Annotated in this window: 17 protein-coding genes; 8 read left to right on the top strand and 9 right to left on the bottom strand. The window is 54.0% G+C overall.

The window, feature by feature from the left end; genetic code table 11:
- The 4 genes from phoU (at position 1) to AC2FLB_RS00935 (ending at position 3,643) form a co-directional block, all read left to right on the top strand.
- Complete coding sequence (gene phoU, locus AC2FLB_RS00950) at positions 1–702, top strand: phosphate signaling complex protein PhoU (RefSeq protein ID WP_271947126.1); 702 nt, start codon at positions 1–3, stop codon at positions 700–702.
- An 11-nt stretch (positions 703–713) separates the two neighbouring features.
- Complete coding sequence (phoB, locus tag AC2FLB_RS00945; protein ID WP_142633798.1) at positions 714–1,403, top strand: phosphate regulon transcriptional regulator PhoB; 690 nt, start codon at positions 714–716, stop codon at positions 1,401–1,403.
- Between the two features lie 121 nt (positions 1,404–1,524).
- Entirely contained in the window at positions 1,525–2,754 is a 1,230-nt protein-coding gene (locus AC2FLB_RS00940) for an acyl-CoA dehydrogenase (RefSeq protein ID WP_281972097.1), read from the top strand.
- A gap of 121 nt (positions 2,755–2,875) precedes the next feature.
- Positions 2,876–3,643: an SDR family oxidoreductase gene (locus AC2FLB_RS00935; protein WP_496691234.1), complete on the top strand. Its 768-nt coding sequence runs from the start codon at positions 2,876–2,878 to the stop codon at positions 3,641–3,643.
- Here AC2FLB_RS00935 and AC2FLB_RS00930 read toward each other — a convergent pair.
- Entirely contained in the window at positions 3,640–4,509 is an 870-nt protein-coding gene (locus AC2FLB_RS00930; protein ID WP_282021248.1) for an acyl-CoA thioesterase, read from the bottom strand. The two genes, AC2FLB_RS00935 and AC2FLB_RS00930, sit on opposite strands and share 4 nt — an antisense overlap.
- Before the next feature lie 49 nt (positions 4,510–4,558).
- The gene (locus AC2FLB_RS00925; RefSeq protein WP_496708454.1) at positions 4,559–5,776 is read right to left on the bottom strand and encodes a serine hydrolase domain-containing protein; all 1,218 of its coding nucleotides are present in this window, start codon (positions 5,774–5,776) and stop codon (positions 4,559–4,561) included.
- A 183-nt stretch (positions 5,777–5,959) separates the two neighbouring features.
- Between AC2FLB_RS00925 and AC2FLB_RS00920 the strand changes: the two genes are divergently transcribed.
- Complete coding sequence (locus AC2FLB_RS00920) at positions 5,960–6,571, top strand: 2-hydroxychromene-2-carboxylate isomerase (RefSeq protein ID WP_496708453.1); 612 nt, start codon at positions 5,960–5,962, stop codon at positions 6,569–6,571.
- A 6-nt stretch (positions 6,572–6,577) separates the two neighbouring features.
- On the opposite strand, the gene AC2FLB_RS00915 is transcribed toward AC2FLB_RS00920, so the two are convergent.
- Together AC2FLB_RS00915 and AC2FLB_RS00910 are read right to left on the bottom strand one after the other, a co-directional pair.
- Positions 6,578–7,603 (bottom strand): phosphotransferase family protein, encoded by a 1,026-nt coding sequence (locus tag AC2FLB_RS00915; protein ID WP_281972102.1) that lies wholly within the window; start codon positions 7,601–7,603, stop codon positions 6,578–6,580.
- Between the two features lie 25 nt (positions 7,604–7,628).
- A complete protein-coding gene (locus AC2FLB_RS00910) occupies positions 7,629–8,447 on the bottom strand; it encodes an SDR family NAD(P)-dependent oxidoreductase (RefSeq protein ID WP_281972103.1) in 819 nt (272 codons plus the stop codon).
- A 151-nt stretch (positions 8,448–8,598) separates the two neighbouring features.
- Between AC2FLB_RS00910 and AC2FLB_RS00905 the strand changes: the two genes are divergently transcribed.
- From AC2FLB_RS00905 to AC2FLB_RS00895, 3 genes are all read left to right on the top strand, one after another.
- The gene (locus AC2FLB_RS00905; protein WP_496708452.1) at positions 8,599–9,594 is read left to right on the top strand and encodes an NADPH:quinone oxidoreductase family protein; all 996 of its coding nucleotides are present in this window, start codon (positions 8,599–8,601) and stop codon (positions 9,592–9,594) included.
- Between the two features lie 123 nt (positions 9,595–9,717).
- A complete protein-coding gene (gene aroQ, locus AC2FLB_RS00900) occupies positions 9,718–10,158 on the top strand; it encodes a type II 3-dehydroquinate dehydratase (RefSeq protein ID WP_271947108.1) in 441 nt (146 codons plus the stop codon).
- Positions 10,159–10,163: 5 nt separating this feature from the next.
- Positions 10,164–10,919, top strand: a complete 756-nt coding sequence (locus tag AC2FLB_RS00895) for a LuxR family transcriptional regulator (RefSeq protein WP_142633818.1) — start codon at positions 10,164–10,166, stop codon at positions 10,917–10,919.
- 394 nt (positions 10,920–11,313) lie between these two features.
- Here the strand turns inward: AC2FLB_RS00895 and tsf are convergent, their stop codons facing one another.
- The 5 genes from tsf to AC2FLB_RS00870 all read right to left on the bottom strand — a co-directional run bounded on the left by tsf (position 11,314) and on the right by AC2FLB_RS00870 (position 15,102).
- The gene (tsf, locus tag AC2FLB_RS00890) at positions 11,314–12,189 is read right to left on the bottom strand and encodes a translation elongation factor Ts (RefSeq protein WP_142633819.1); all 876 of its coding nucleotides are present in this window, start codon (positions 12,187–12,189) and stop codon (positions 11,314–11,316) included.
- Between the two features lie 77 nt (positions 12,190–12,266).
- Positions 12,267–13,058: a 30S ribosomal protein S2 gene (gene rpsB, locus AC2FLB_RS00885; RefSeq protein ID WP_496708451.1), complete on the bottom strand. Its 792-nt coding sequence runs from the start codon at positions 13,056–13,058 to the stop codon at positions 12,267–12,269.
- Between the two features lie 167 nt (positions 13,059–13,225).
- Positions 13,226–14,062: a lyso-ornithine lipid O-acyltransferase gene (gene olsA / locus AC2FLB_RS00880; RefSeq protein ID WP_271948058.1), complete on the bottom strand. Its 837-nt coding sequence runs from the start codon at positions 14,060–14,062 to the stop codon at positions 13,226–13,228.
- 4 nt (positions 14,063–14,066) lie between these two features.
- Complete coding sequence (olsB, locus tag AC2FLB_RS00875) at positions 14,067–14,822, bottom strand: L-ornithine N(alpha)-acyltransferase (protein WP_496688091.1); 756 nt, start codon at positions 14,820–14,822, stop codon at positions 14,067–14,069.
- Between the two features lie 97 nt (positions 14,823–14,919).
- Complete coding sequence (locus tag AC2FLB_RS00870) at positions 14,920–15,102, bottom strand: DUF3553 domain-containing protein (RefSeq protein ID WP_271947102.1); 183 nt, start codon at positions 15,100–15,102, stop codon at positions 14,920–14,922.
- Positions 15,103–15,139 lie beyond the last annotated feature (37 nt).

Genomic DNA, 15,139 nt, shown 5'->3' with positions numbered 1-15,139 from the left:
ATGACAGAACAACATATCGCATCCGCCTTCGACCGGGATCTGGAAGCCATTCAGGCGCATATCATGAAAATGGGCGGCCTCGTCGAAGCCGCAATCATGAGCGCGGCACGGTCGCTTGAATCGCGCGATGTCGAGCTCGCGCAAGAGGTGCGTCAGGGCGACAAGGCCATTGATGCGTTGGAAGAGCTGATCAACGAAGAAACGGCGCGTTTGATCGCGCTGCGTGCGCCAACAGCAAGCGATCTTCGTCTGGTCCTATCGGTATTGAAGGTTTCCGCCAACCTGGAACGCATCGGCGACTATTCAAAGAACATAGCCAAACGCACGACCGTTCTGGTCAATACCAGTGAGATCAATGGCAGTGCCGCCGCCTTGCGACGTATGGCACGTGAAGTCGAGCGGATGCTCAGGGACGCTTTGGACGCCTATGTCCAGCGCGACGCTGAGCTGGCGGCGGATGTCATCGAACGTGATGAGGAAGTCGACCAGATGTATAATGGTCTGTTCCGAGAATTCCTGACTTTCATGGCAGAAGACCCGCGCAACATCTCATCCTGTATGCACCTGCATTTCATCGCCAAAAATATAGAACGTATGGGCGATCATGTGACGGCGATTGCCGAGCAGGTCGTTTATCTGGTGACCGGAGAGCGCCCGACAGAAGCGCGTCCCAAAGCCGATTTTACATCGCAATCCGTCTAGGAGATTTGAGAATGTCCGCTGATCAACCGACCGTTCTGGTTGTCGAGGATGAGCCGGCTCAGCGCGAAGTCCTGGCCTATAATCTCGAGGCAGAAGGTTTTCGCGTTTCCAAAGCAGCCAATGGTGAAGAGGCCATGTTGCTGGTCGATGAAGACAGTCCGGACATTATCGTACTGGACTGGATGATGCCCAATCTCAGTGGGATCGAGGTTTGCCGCCGGCTGAAAACCCGCTCCGACACCCGGTCGATCCCAATTATCATGCTGTCGGCCCGGTCGGAAGAAATCGACAAAGTACGAGGTCTGGAAACCGGGGCTGATGACTATGTGGTCAAACCCTATTCGATTGTCGAGCTTATGGCCCGGGTACGCACCCAGTTGCGGCGTGTCCGGCCTGCGACTGTAGGAATTAGGCTGGAATTCGCAGACATCGTTTTGGATTCTGAAACTCATAAGGTCAGCCGCGACAGCAAACCACTAAAGCTTGGCCCAACCGAATTTCGCTTGCTGAGCACATTCATGGAAAAGCCGGGCCGCGTCTGGAGCCGAGAACAGCTATTGGATCGCGTCTGGGGGCGGGATATTTATGTCGATACACGAACGGTCGACGTTCATATCGGCCGCTTACGCAAAGCACTAACGCAGTATGGTGGAGATGATCCGGTTCGCACTGTTCGCGGTGCCGGATACGCGCTGGGTTGAACGCGTGGGGTAGGCGGCTGCAAGCTATGAGTTTTACTCAAGGGTGGATGCGAAACTCTTACTGTTTTTTGGCGGGCCGACGGGTTAGTTTGCCGCGAAGCTGACAAAGCGGAGACGCACCATGAATGCCCCTGACACCAAGCCGACATTACGCGCCAAAGATGCGCCTGACATGGGCCAGTTCGCCTGGGATGATCCGTTCCGCCTGTCGGACCAGCTAGACGAAGACGAACGAATGATTGCGGCCAGTGCGCAAGCCTATGCGCAGGAAAAGCTTCAGCCGCGGGTGACAGAAGCATTTCAGAACGAAGAAACTGACCCCGAGATTTTTCGTGAAATGGGTGAAATGGGTTTGCTGGGCACTACGATCCCGGAAGAATACGGCGGGCTAGGGGGCGGATATGTCTCTTACGGCCTTGTCGCCCGAGAAGTGGAACGCGTGGATTCGGGCTATCGCTCGATGATGTCTGTACAAAGCTCGTTGGTGATGTATCCGATCTATGCCTATGGCAGCGAGGAGCAGCGCCGGAAATACCTTCCGAAACTGGCCAGCGGCGAATGGATCGGGTGTTTTGGTCTGACCGAACCTGATGCGGGCTCTGATCCGGCAGGTATGAAAACGCGTGCGGAAAAGATCGACGGTGGATATCGTCTATCTGGCAGCAAGATGTGGATATCGAACGCCCCGATTGCGGATGTGTTTGTTGTTTGGGCCAAATCTGATGCACATGACGGAAAGATCCGTGGTTTTGTCCTTGAAAAAGGCCTCAAAGGTCTGAGCGCGCCGAAAATCCAGAACAAGCTGAGCCTACGCGCCTCGATCACCGGTGAAATTGTGCTGGAGGGTGTCGAAGTCACCGAGGATGCTTTGCTGCCTCATGTTCAGGGACTGAAAGGCCCGTTTGGATGTCTTAACCGCGCACGCTACGGAATCAGCTGGGGTGTTATGGGCGCTGCCGAAAGCTGCTGGCATGCGGCGCGCCAATATGGGTTGGACCGGAAACAATTTGACAAGCCATTGGCGCAGACGCAGCTTTTCCAGCGCAAATTGGCGGATATGCAGACAGAAATTGCTCTGGGTCTTCAGGCAAGCCTGCGTGTCGGGCGACTGATGGACAAGGCCGAAGCCGCGCCCGAGATGATTTCGATCATTAAGCGCAACAATTGCGGCAAAGCCCTGGATATTTCACGTCATGCGCGAGACATGCACGGCGGCAACGGCATTTCGTTAGAGTTTCAGGTCATCCGACATATGGTGAACCTAGAAACGGTCAACACGTACGAGGGGACGCATGATGTTCACGCGTTGATCCTGGGGCGTGCACAGACGGGATTGCAGGCGTTTTACTAAGTTTCCAGAATTCGTGTAATTGGTATTATGTTAAAATAATGTCAATGCGCTTGGGGAACTTTTCAAATCCTCACAATACCTTACGATCTGTTCCTGACACCTACCACATCATGAGGATCGAATGGAATTGAACGGAAAGATCGTTGTTGTGACCGGTGCCGCTGATGGCATCGGAAAAGGTTTGGCACAGCGATTTGCTCGTGAAGGTGCCACGGTTGTCTGCGCTGATATCAACAAAACCGGCGCAGACGCTGTCGCAAAAGAGATTGGCGGCCATTCATTCCATTGTGATGTTTCGCTTGAGGCTAATACAGCCGAGTTGATCGAAGCTGTAGAAAGCTCGGTTGGCCCTATCGATCTGTATTGTGCAAATGCCGGGATATTGACGATTGGTGGTTTGGAGGTTCCGGATGAAGACTGGGATCGCATCTGGAAAATCAACGTGATGTCACATGTTTGGACCGCGCGGCATCTGGTGCCCAGAATGCTGGAGCGTGGCGGAGGCTACATCATGACCACGGCGTCTGCTGCGGGATTGTTAAACCAGCCAGGTGCCGCGCCATACGGCGTCACAAAGCACGCAGCCGTTGGGTTTGCTGAATGGTTGTCGCTTACATACGGGCATAAAGGTTTGCGGGTCTCGGTTCTGTGCCCACAGGCCGTACGGTCCGATATGACGCGCGGGCACGAAACTTCCGTGGCTTCGATTGACGGAATGTTGGAACCTGAAGATGTTGCCAAGGCTTGCGTAGAGGCAATATCTTCTGAGCAATTTCTGGTACTGCCGCATCCACAGGTTCTGGACTACATTCGCCATAAATCCGGAGATTATGACAGGTGGATTTCAGGAATGCAGAAGTTAAATCAAATGTTTATTGAAGAGACTTAACTTTTGTTCTGAGGGCGCCTCATCAGGCCTTCCTGGGCGACTGATGCGACCAGAACGCCATCTTCGGAATAGATTGATCCACGGTTGAAGTTGCGCCCTCGCCCGCCCCATGGCGAATCCATGGAATACAGATGCCAATTCTCGAACTTGAGCGGCGCGTGAAACCAAATCGCATGGTCCAGGCTGGCGCCGTTCACTTCACCAGTAAACCAGCTTAGGCCGTGCGGGCGCATTCCCGAGCTCATGAGATACATATCTGAAGCATAGGCCAGCAACAGATGCTGCGTGACCGCATCGGCATTGGCCGCGGCGCCCATTCGGAACCAAATCTGGTTGCGGTCATCCGATTTCTCTGGGTTGAAAGGATCCAGATGGCCGACCTCGCGGACTTCGATCGGGCGCTCGCGTGTTAGTTCTCCGCGAAAGCTGGGCGGTACTTTGTCCAGATATTTCTTCTTGAGCTCTGATCGCGATGGGTAGGATTCGGGCGCTTCCATCTCAGGCATGTCGTGTTGATGATCCCAACCTTCGTCCTGAATGTGGAATGAGGCGGACATGTTTAAAATCTGCTTACCATGCTGAATTGCAACCACACGGCGCGTCGTGAACGAACCTCCGTCACGGGCCCTATCAACTTGATAAATTACGGGAATGCTTGGGTCGCCCGGGCGGATGAAATAGGCGTGCAGGGAATGACACAGGCGGTTGTCGACGGTGCGATATGCTGCGGCTAGTGCTTGTGCGATGACCTGACCGCCGAAAATTCGCATAGGTGTTTCGCCGCCCGACCCTGTTCCCCGAAACAGGTCTACTTCCAGTCTTTCAACGTCCAGAAGATCCAGAAGAACTTTCTCTGCTTCGGTCATATGCGGTACTCCGATTAATCTTGGCGAATGGGTATCAGCGCGCCGAATGTCATTCAATGATTGACCCGAGGGTGAGCGCCTTCAATTCTGCGCGGGAGGGATAAGAGCTGGATGGTGACAGTTGGGTGAAAAAGATCGCTGTAAAATCGTTCTGACGATCAACCCAAAAGAAGGTCGATGCCATACCACCCCAGCTGAAATCCCCCATGCTGCCCGGAACACAGGTTCTGCCGGGGTTAATGACGACAGCGCCACCAAGGCCAAAGCCCATGCCCTCCATGGGTTGTTCCGCAAAACTCTGCGGTCCCATCGAGGCAATATCGCCGGGTAAGTGGTTGTGAAGCATGAATTCTACAGTTTTTGGTGCAAGAATCTGTTGATCACCAAACCTTCCGCGATTTCGGAGCATCTCTGAAAATCTAGCAAAGTCATCAATGGTTGAAACCAACCCTCCGCCCCCAGAGCACATTGTTGCCGATTCAAAGGGCGATGCTTCGGCATTGTCGACCAGACGCAATGTCTGCTCACCCGTACGGGCTTCGTTTAGCGCCATCGCATTGCCCGCCAAAGGCGTATAGAGCGAGGCAAACCGATCCCCTGCTCCCGCCGGAACCCTGAACCCGGTCTGGGACATGCCAAGAGGTTTGAAAATCTCTTTCGCAAGGAATTGCTCCAGAGATTGGCCAGAAATAACTTCAATCACGCGACCAATAACGTCTATCCCTACCGAATATTCCCATCGCGTTCCCGGCTGAAAGGCGAAAGGCAAAGTGGACAGCAAAGATACTCTTTCGGCCAAAGACCCTTCTTTAGGGCCGAAAACAAGATCAAGTTCGTCCATTGCCGATGCCAGGATTCCGGGGTTGAAAGGATAGCTCAGGCCACTTGTATGGGTCAGCAGCTGATGAAGCGTTGGTGCAGGTGCAGGTTCGGTCTGATCCAACCTTGTGGCGCCGGGTACCAGCGCCTGTGTTGCGGTGAAATCAGATATATATTCAGACACTTGAGCGCCGAGGTGAACCTCACCTCGTTCGACAAGGATCATCAGGGCCGCAGTGGTTATCGGCTTGGTCATCGAATAGATGCGAACGAGGGTCTCCCGCTCGAATGGCAGATTGTTCTCAACGCTTCTAAGCCCGCAGGAATGAAACAGAACCTCCCTGCCCTGATGCATCATCAAGAATGAGCTTCCGGCATATTTGCGATCATCCACATAGGATTGCATCCAATCGCAAATACGATCTAGCCGGGCTTGTTCGAACTTCATCTGTGTGTGCTCAACTTTGAGAAATTAACGTATCTTTCCCGGATATTGCGGGGTTAAGCGGAAAAAGGACAGCTAAATCACCTCAATCCAACGATGTCCCTGTACGCCAGAAGGGTTTTGCCTGCTAATGTGGTCGCAGATAGATTCGTGTCCGGTTCGGCTCTCGCCTAATGGAGGAGAAATATGCCGCAACATATAGAATTTGTTTATGATTTTTGCAGTCCGAACGCCTTCCTCGCGCAGAAGATGATATCTGATATCGCTGCAAAGCACGAAGTCGGTGTTACATATGTTCCGGTTCTGCTGGCCACTGTTTTCAAAGCCACCAATAACCAAAGCCCGTTTAAGGCTTTTTCAGAGAACCGGCAGAAGACGGCCTATTTGACCCGCGATCTCCATCGCTTTGCGCGTCACCGTGGGTTGAGCTTTCATATGAGCCCACATTTCCCGATGAACACCAAATTCGCCATGCGCGGGGCTTTGGTAGCATCCGGTAAATCATGGGAAAACAGATATATAGCGTCCATATTTGATGCTATTTGGGTGCACGGCCAAAAAGTGGATGATCTGGGTGTCCTTTGCGACATTCTTCAGGATAACGGCTTGCCTATACGAAAACTGCGCGAGGCCATGACCAATCTGAACGTAAAGCAAAACCTGAAAAACCAAACCAAGGCTATGGTCAAGCGGGGTGTTTTCGGTGTCCCCAGCATGTTTGTTGATACTGAGATGTTCTTTGGCAAAAACAGCCTGGCCAACCTTGAGCTTGAATTGTCGAGATTTCATACGCCCTAGGTGGTTTCACCCTCGGCCCAATGCAGTCAGCCCTCGTTGTGCAAACTTAGGAACGTAACTACCAAAAATCTGAGCTCTTTTCGGATCAGAGGCGTTTCCGTCAAGCGCCCGCTTATAAACACCCTGTAAGATCGCGGCCATTCGGAAGAAATTGAACGCCAGATAGAATCCAAAGTTATCAATTCCGGGAAGGTCGCGGCGCTCACAGTATTGATCAATGAAAGCCTGATCGGATGGCAGGCCGAGCGAGGACCGGTCTATACCAGCCAGACCCCGCCCCTCTTTTCCAGGTGGCATCTGCCATTGCATGATAACGGCTGCGAGATCGGCAAAGGGATGCCCGATTGTCGACAATTCCCAATCCAGTACGCCCAGACAGCGGGTGCCCTGCTTTTCGAACATCAGATTGTCGATGCGGTAATCACCGTGAACCAGCGTTCTCTGACCATCATCCTTGGGGGTTGCGTTGGTCAAAGCCTCGATCAAGGCATCCATATCCGGAATCTGAGTGGTTTCGGACGCCCGAAATTGTTTCGTCCACCGCCCGATCTGACGCTCAAAATAGCTTCCCGGCGGGCCATAGTCGGACAGACCAACAGAATCGATGTCGACCTTATGCAGCGCCGCCAGAACGCGGTTCATCTCGTCGATAATTGCCGTGCGGGTTTCGGTTCTTTCACCAAGCATTGTGGGTTCAAGAAAAGTCCTGCCATCGAGATGCTCCATCACATAAAACGCCGACCCGATGACGTCATCATCCTCGCAAAGCAGCAGCATTTTGGGTACAGGCACATCGCTGTCGGCCAGAGCACTTTGAACCCTGAACTCGCGGTCAACGGCATGGGCGGATTTTAGCAACACGCCCGGCGGCTTGCGGCGCAGGACATAGGAATTCTCAGGCGTTTTTAACTCAAAAGTTGGGTTTGATTGGCCAACCTCGAATTTTTTCGCCTCCAACGGACCCCGATACCCTTTGAGATGCGTGCCGAGATAGGCATCGACGCGTTTCAGATCCAGAATTGCGCTGTCCATTTTGTGGCTCCCTTTGGCCGATGCTTCAGAGTGCTTCAGCAAAGATGTTGCCGGCGGTGACAACATTGATCCCGCCCGAAACCGGGATCACCGCGCCGGTGACATAGCTGCCACCCAGACCGCACAGGAACAGCATACAGCCTGCGATATCCTCGTCACGTCCAACGCGACCCAAGGGTACGGATTTGCCGACTTTTTTGCGCGTCCCTTCGTCAGATGTGGCAAAGGCCGTCATCCGAGAGACAAAGGGTCCAGGCGCCAGCGCATTGACGGTGATGTGATGCGGAGCAAGTTCTTTGGCCATGATTTTGGTCAGATGCAGCACAGCCGCCTTTGAGGCAGAGTAGCTATACGCACCGTCGCCCATAGGAACTTCGCCCATAACCGATCCAACATTGACGACGCGGGATGGATCTTCGGCAGTCCCGGAAGACATCAGAATCGGCAACAGTTTTTGGGTCAGTTCGAAGATTCCTGTCACATTGATCGACATGACTTTTTCCCAGGCTTCGTAGGGAAACTGACCCATCGGTGCGCCCCAGGAAACACCGGCATTGTTCATGAGGATATCCAGCCGGTCCGTGCGCTTGAGCACTTCGGCCACCAGATTGTCGACACCCTCTTTTGATCCGACATCACCGGCAAACCCTTCGGCGGTTCCTGTGGCGTCCAGTGCGTTCAATTCGGCCGCGACCGCCTCGCACGCGTCGCCTTTACGAGACGCCAACAGTACACGTGCACCCGCCCGGACCAGCGCCTCGGCCGCCATTCGGCCAATTCCGGTGGCCCCTCCCGTGACCAGAGCGGTTTTGCCCTGCAATGAGAAAAGAGTTTCGGGGGTCATGACCTGCTCCTCGGTTTTTGATTTTGGTAAACTGTCTCATTTGTCGGTCAAGGGTAACGCCTAACCCGGTTGTGCCGGGTGGTTTCTTGACAACTCAGAACAGTACGCCAAAAGTTCCTCCTTACCGAATAACAGGGACATTAGCGTAAACATGCAAGCCTTACTCAGCGTCGCTCCGGGCGGACCGGAGACATTGGAACTGACCACCCTGCCCAATCCGTCGCCGGGCATGGGCGAATTGCTTGTTCGCGTGCGGGCCGCAGGCGTTAATTTCCCGGATACACTGATGATACGCGACCTGTATCAGATAAAACCACCAAGACCGTTTGCCCCCGGGGGTGAAATCGCTGGCGAGGTTATCGGGCTGGGCGAAGGTGTTTCGGCCTTTAACGTTGGCGACCGTGTGCTGGCCCTGACCGGACACGGAGGTTTTGCCACACATCTGGCGGTCAAAGCGGCGACAGCTGTTAAATTCCCGAGCTCAATGCCATTTGAAGACGCGGCGAGCTTTATCTTCACCTATGGCACCTCATATCACGCACTGAAGGACCGCGCTGCGCTGCAACAAAGGGAAACGGTCCTGATTCTGGGTGCAGCAGGCGGAGTTGGTACGGCTGCGATTGAGCTAGCTAATGCCATGGGGGCTCGGGTTATTGCGGCAGTCTCATCGCAGGACAAAGCAGATTTCTGTCGTCAGATCGGGGCGGACGAAACGATCATTTACGCGCGCGACATGGACAAACAGGCGCAAAAGGCCTTTGGATCGGACATCAAGGCCTTAGCCGGTAGTCAGGGCGTTGATGTCGTCTACGATGCCGTTGGCGGTGCCTATTCAGAGCCAGCGCTGCGCAGCTTGGGGTGGAAGGGGCGATTCTTGGTCGTCGGTTTCCCAGCCGGAATCCCTCAGATACCATTGAACCTCCCTCTGCTTAAGGGTTGTCAAATTGTTGGTGTTTTCTGGGGCGCCTCGGTGTTTCGCGACCCGAAGGGACATGGCAAAAACATGGAAGATTTGTTCGGGTTATACGCCAAAGGGCAGATCAAACCACAGATCAGTGCGCTATTCCCTCTGGATCAAGCCCAAAAGGCGCTAGACCTTCTGGCCAGCCGAAAGGCCCTTGGGAAAATTGTCGTGACCATGGCATAGCCAGCCAATATCTGAAACTTCAGCCTCGTGTCCTATAGGCCGCGGTTCTGACACATGATTCAGGTTCGGTGGACATCTCTACCTGTTCACGTTTAAGAACCTTGTTATGGGGACAGTATAACAATGCATAAAGCTCTTATTCTGAATGGTCCGAACCTCAATCTGCTGGGCACGCGACAGCCCGAGGTTTACGGAAGCACAACGCTGCAAATGGTCGAGGATATGTGCCTCGAACACGGTAAGTCTATCGGGATGGAAGTGATTCATTTCCAATCCAACCACGAAGGCGCGTTGATTGATGCCATTCATGCCGCCAAAGGTGTGCAGGACGGCATTGTTTTGAACGCAGGTGCCTATACGCACAGCTCGATTGCCCTGATGGACGCAATCGCCTCGGTTGAGCTGCCGGTCATCGAGGTTCATTTGTCCAATATCCACGCGCGTGAGGAGTTTCGACACCGATCCTATATCTCACGTGTGGCTGTAGGCATGATTTGCGGATTGGGTCCGCAGGGATATGTGCTGGCGCTGGATGCGTTGCGGTCCCATTTACAGGGTGAATGATCGCTATGAAGCTTTCTGAGTATCTGAATTTCCTCAGCTATACCAAAACCCTGGAAGAGCTCTGGGATGCCCATTGCCGGCAAATGGCAGAATATGGGTTCGATCGTTTGCTGTACGGATATACGCGATATCGCACCGAAACGTCGCTGGGGGATCCCGAGGATTTTGTAATCCTGACCAATCACAGCAAAGATTACCTGGATGGGTTTCTGGGAGGCGGGTTGTATTTCCATGCTCCGATGCTGAAATGGGCTTTGCATAATGAAGGGGCCGCAAGCTGGAGGATCGCCCAGGATCTGATGACTGATGGCACCCTGACCGCAAAAGAGCGAGACGTCATCGAGTTCAACAAAACCAAAGGTGTCGTCGCCGGTTATACGGTCAGTTTCGACTCGGTTTCGGTTCGGTCGAAAGGGGCAATTTCGCTTTCAGCGCATGGATCGCGTACACAAGACGATGTGGACGCTGTCTGGGAGGAATTTGGCCAGGATATTCTTCTGATGAACAACGTTGCTCATCTGAAAATCCTCACCCTGCCCTATAACGCACCAAATCGTGCCCTGACAAAACGTCAGCGTGAGGCGCTTGAGTGGGTCGGCGACGGCAAAACAACTCAGGACATTGCGATTCTGATGGGGCTGACTTCGGCCACTGTCGAAAAGCATCTGCGTCTGGCGCGCGAGGCCCTCGTGGTCGAGACAACGGCGCAGGCAGTTTTGAAAGCATCTCTTCAAAATCAGATGTTCATCGTTGGGGTTTGACTCAGGGAGTGACGCGAATATGCGTCAATTTACCTAGGGTAAGGAAAACATGACTTTCCGAATCTAACGCTAAAGTTGCAAAGTGGTATTGTTCCGTGAGTGGTGGCTTTAGCCTGGGAACATTTGGTCGGATCTTTGCAATAACAAAGCTCTCCGATCGCTCTGACAATAGGGCGCCTATTTGTCCGCGTCTCTTTGTCGGAATTTTGGGGGGCCTCGTCCATCCCCATCTTTGCGGGGCCCCTCATTTAAACTAGGTTTAACTTGTGGACGCTTTCGGCGTCCTTTTTCGTTTCTTGGCATCATTTCTACACTAAGGGCAAAGAAAAACCGGATACGCATGGCGTACCCGGTTTCTCAGATTGATACAGGCCCTGTTCAGGGCCTGTGATGCTTAGCCCTGAACTGCTTTTGCAACTTCAGCGGCAAAGTCTTCTTTTTCGACAACGATGCCTTCGCCAACTTCCAGACGCACGAATCCGGTGACGGTCGCGCCTGCTTCTTTGGCAGCGGCCTCAACGGTCAGGTCAGGGTTTACAACGAACTGCTGGTTCAACAGGGTCGATTCAGCGACGAACTTCTTCATGCGACCAACGATCATCTTTTCGATGACCTGCTCCGGCTTGCCGGATTCGCGCGCGATGTCCATCTGGACCTGCTTTTCTTTCTCGACGATCGCCGGGTCCATGTCTGCCTCGGACAGAGCTGCCGGGTTCACAGCCGCGATATGCATCGCAATCTGCTTGCCGATGGCTTCGTCACCGCCGGTCAGAGCGACCAGAACGCCGATCTTGCCCATGCCGTTAGTGGCTGCGTTATGGACGTAAGATACAACAGTGTCGCCCGACAGTTTGGACATACGGCGCACCGACATGTTCTCACCGATGGTGGCGATCTTGTCGGTCAGCGTTTCCGCAACGGTTTTGCCACCCAGATCAGCTGCCAGCAGAGCTTCGACATTGTCGACGCCTTCTGCGGCATATGCGATTTTACCAACCATTTCCTGGAATTCGGCGTTTTTCCCGACGAAGTCGGTTTCCGAGTTCACTTCAACTGCAACACCATTGTTGCCGTTTACGTGAACGGCAACCAGACCTTCCGCCGCGGTACGACCCGATTTCTTGGCCGCTTTGGCCAAGCCTTTGGTGCGCAGCCAATCAACGGCTTCGTCCATGTTGCCGCCGGTTTCGGTCAGCGCTTTTTTCGCGTCCATCATGCCTGCGCCAGTGGTGTCGCGCAGTTCTTTTACCATTGCTGCTGTGATTGCCATCTTTTGGCTCTCCTCAATTCAAACGGAATTGGGGCAGGTCATACCCTGCCCCAGATGTCATTTACGTGACGGGCAGCTTACGCTTCGGCAGGTGTTTCTGCTGCTGCGGTTGCTTCTTCCGCAACGACTTCTTCAACCGGTGCTTCTTCGAATGCGCCAAGATCAACGCCTGCTGCACCCATCTGAGCGGTCATGCCGTCCAGAGCGGCACGTGCTGCCAGATCGCAGTACAGCGAGATCGCGCGGGCTGCGTCATCGTTGCCAGGGATGATGTAATCGACACCATCGGGCGAGCAGTTGGTGTCGACAACTGCCACGACCGGGATACCCAGCTTGTTGGCTTCGGCGATGGCCAGTGCTTCTTTTTTGACGTCGATGACGAACAGCAGGTCCGGGACGCCGCCCATTTCGCGGATACCGCCCAACGAAGCCTGCAGTTTGCCCTGGTCACGTTCCATGCCCAGACGCTCTTTCTTGGTCAGGCCTTCGGCGCCCGATTCCATGGCTTCGTCAATCTGGTTCAGACGGTTGATCGACTGGGAAACGGTTTTCCAGTTGGTCAGCGTGCCGCCCAGCCAACGGTGGTTCATGTAGTACTGGGCTGACTTTTCAGCTGCTTCGGCGATTGGGCCTGCGGCCTGACGCTTGGTGCCTACGAACAGAATGCGGCCGCCCTTGGCAACAGTGTCACGAACAGCCTGCAGAGCCTGGTCCAGCATCGGAACGGTCTGGGTCAGGTCCATGATGTGGATGCCATTGCGCGAGCCGTAGATAAACGGGCCCATGCGGGGATTCCAACGCTGTGTCTGGTGACCAAAGTGAACGCCAGCTTCCAACAACTGACGCATGGAGAACTCGGGAAGAGCCATGCTTTATTTCCTTTTTCCGGTTTACGCCTCGGCGGGGGTGAAAGAAGCGGATGCTCCAACCGGCGGGCCAGATAAGGATGTCTCCCCTATAAAGCCCAAACCCCGCCTGCGGGTTTGAATGGCGCGCGTATACGGCAGGTTTTCAGGCAGTGCAAGGGCCAATCGCCCTATTTTTCAAGCCGCGCAAGGCTGTGCGCCTGACGCACGGTATCTTCGCAATAGGCGGCCAGGGCCTTTCGGTTCTCAAAGTCGCTGACCTTGGCTGGCGAATGATAAATTAGCTCTACGCCACCTTGGCGACGTGCTCCCAAAGTCTTTAACAGATGCGGTGCAAAATCCATGTCACCCCACCAGCCATAAAACCGGTCAGGCTCACCCTTAGGTGCATGGTAAACGACCGACACCGGTTGAACATACATGAAATCGCGTAGATCTTCGGTGAAGAATGCCGCAAAAAGTGTTGTTTTAAATGGTAAAATCCGTAGACCGTCGGTCGACGTACCCTCTGGAAAAAACAGCAGCTTGTGACCGGCTGTCAGGCGCTCCTGAAACAGAAGTGTCTGTTCGCGTGCCTTCTTGCGGTCGCGCTCGATGAAAACAGTACCTGTCGCTCGCGCCAGCCAGCCTATACCGGGCCATTTGGCTACCTCGGCCTTCGAGACAAAATAGATTCTTTTACGGGCATTCAGCGCAAAAATATCAAGCCACGAGGAATGGTTCGCAACAACCGCACCACGCTGGGTCATAAGCTCGCCGGTTGTACGGTAGCTAATCCCGAGAATCCGGAACGCATTACGGCATACGAACTGCGTGATGAAGGGCGTGACCGGACGGTGAACCCCATAGAGCGGGCGCTCGATCATGCGAAGGATCAGCAGGACAATCAGCCCGCTGAATACAAATACAGCAAGTGGTAAACCCCGAAGGAAGACCAATAGCCATCCGCAGACCCCCAGATTGATTGGGTCAGGTGCGTCTTCACTGTGCCATGAGGCGTCACTCATCACGTTACGCTCCACCATAGATGCGCCGTTGTCGCTCATTCATCCGCGCCGTGTCGAGGATAAGGCAAACATCGGTGGTATTGAACATATGGTCGATAAAGGCACCCTCGCCCACAAACCCGCCGAGACGCAGGTATGCTTTTATCAGTGCTGGAACCTGCACCATCGCTGCGCGCCGATCCAGTTTATCGCTATCCAGCATATCCATGGGCTGGAACACTTCGGGCTGAGCCCGAACCCGAAGGTCCGGAGGCGCAAGGTGATTGTGATGTAACATGGACAAAGGCTGAGCCAGAGCTTGAGGATCGGTGCCGTGGAAACTGGCGACGCCGAACAAGACCTCGATCTCGCGCTCGGCAACATAGGCGGCCAACCCGTTCCACAGGTGATACATTGCTGTGCCGCCGCGATAATCGGGATGTAGACATGAACGTCCCAACTCCAACAGCTTGCGTCCGCCTTGTTTCAAGATGGAAAGATCGTATTCATCTTCGGAATAGAACTGTCCGATTTCAGAAGCACGATCACCTGGTAACAGCCTGTAAACGCCAACAACTTTGCCAGATTGATCGTCAACCGCCAACATGTGATCGAAATAGGGATCGAACCTGTCACGCTCCAGCCCGGCATCGTGGTCGACCATTTCCCCACCGCCGCCCAGTTCACGTATGAACACGTCATAGCGTAACCGCTGTGCAGCCCGCAATTCGGTGTCATTTTCGGCGAGTTTGACGGTGAAAGAAGGGCCTGCGTCCGGCATCAGAGGTTCCGTATTGTTTCCGCGCTGATACCGCAGGTTTCAGGGGAATGGCAACATAGAGCGCTTCGATCAAACGTTAACCTTTCTTAAACCAGTTTCACGGATCAAAGACCGGCATCAGGGCGATGCGTGTCCCGTCGATTACCACTTTTCCCTGCTCGCGGAAGTTTACGGTGATCTTACCTGCGATGTTGGATTGTACCTGTCCAATGCCCCAATCGGGGAAATCGGGGTGGCGGACATACATGCCCGGTGCGAGAATGGCATTCAGATCTGTCATCAAGGGGCTCCGGTCCGGCGGCAGATACAGCAGGAGG

This window comes from Ruegeria sp. CDSA236, from assembly GCF_059611285.1.
The sequence above is the reverse complement of the archived record's forward strand: the minus strand, read 5'-3'. Positions and strand labels throughout refer to the sequence as shown.

Excerpts from the sequence above, each read along its gene's own strand:
- AC2FLB_RS00940 (WP_281972097.1), top strand. The coding sequence starts at position 1,525 with ATGAATGCCCCTGACACCAAGCCGACATTACGCGCCAAAGATGCGCCT.
- tsf (WP_142633819.1), bottom strand. The coding sequence starts at position 12,189 with ATGGCAATCACAGCAGCAATGGTAAAAGAACTGCGCGACACCACTGGC.
- AC2FLB_RS00905 (WP_496708452.1), top strand. The coding sequence starts at position 8,599 with ATGCAAGCCTTACTCAGCGTCGCTCCGGGCGGACCGGAGACATTGGAA.
- AC2FLB_RS00895 (WP_142633818.1), top strand. The coding sequence starts at position 10,164 with ATGAAGCTTTCTGAGTATCTGAATTTCCTCAGCTATACCAAAACCCTG.
- aroQ (WP_271947108.1), top strand. The coding sequence starts at position 9,718 with ATGCATAAAGCTCTTATTCTGAATGGTCCGAACCTCAATCTGCTGGGC.
- olsB (WP_496688091.1), bottom strand. The coding sequence starts at position 14,822 with ATGCCGGACGCAGGCCCTTCTTTCACCGTCAAACTCGCCGAAAATGAC.
- AC2FLB_RS00915 (WP_281972102.1), bottom strand. The coding sequence starts at position 7,603 with ATGGACAGCGCAATTCTGGATCTGAAACGCGTCGATGCCTATCTCGGC.
- AC2FLB_RS00870 (WP_271947102.1), bottom strand. The coding sequence starts at position 15,102 with ATGACAGATCTGAATGCCATTCTCGCACCGGGCATGTATGTCCGCCAC.
- AC2FLB_RS00935 (WP_496691234.1), top strand. The coding sequence starts at position 2,876 with ATGGAATTGAACGGAAAGATCGTTGTTGTGACCGGTGCCGCTGATGGC.
- phoB (WP_142633798.1), top strand. The coding sequence starts at position 714 with ATGTCCGCTGATCAACCGACCGTTCTGGTTGTCGAGGATGAGCCGGCT.
- AC2FLB_RS00910 (WP_281972103.1), bottom strand. The coding sequence starts at position 8,447 with ATGACCCCCGAAACTCTTTTCTCATTGCAGGGCAAAACCGCTCTGGTC.
- AC2FLB_RS00925 (WP_496708454.1), bottom strand. The coding sequence starts at position 5,776 with ATGAAGTTCGAACAAGCCCGGCTAGATCGTATTTGCGATTGGATGCAA.
- rpsB (WP_496708451.1), bottom strand. The coding sequence starts at position 13,058 with ATGGCTCTTCCCGAGTTCTCCATGCGTCAGTTGTTGGAAGCTGGCGTT.
- AC2FLB_RS00920 (WP_496708453.1), top strand. The coding sequence starts at position 5,960 with ATGCCGCAACATATAGAATTTGTTTATGATTTTTGCAGTCCGAACGCC.
- olsA (WP_271948058.1), bottom strand. The coding sequence starts at position 14,062 with ATGAGTGACGCCTCATGGCACAGTGAAGACGCACCTGACCCAATCAAT.
- phoU (WP_271947126.1), top strand. The coding sequence starts at position 1 with ATGACAGAACAACATATCGCATCCGCCTTCGACCGGGATCTGGAAGCC.
- AC2FLB_RS00930 (WP_282021248.1), bottom strand. The coding sequence starts at position 4,509 with ATGACCGAAGCAGAGAAAGTTCTTCTGGATCTTCTGGACGTTGAAAGA.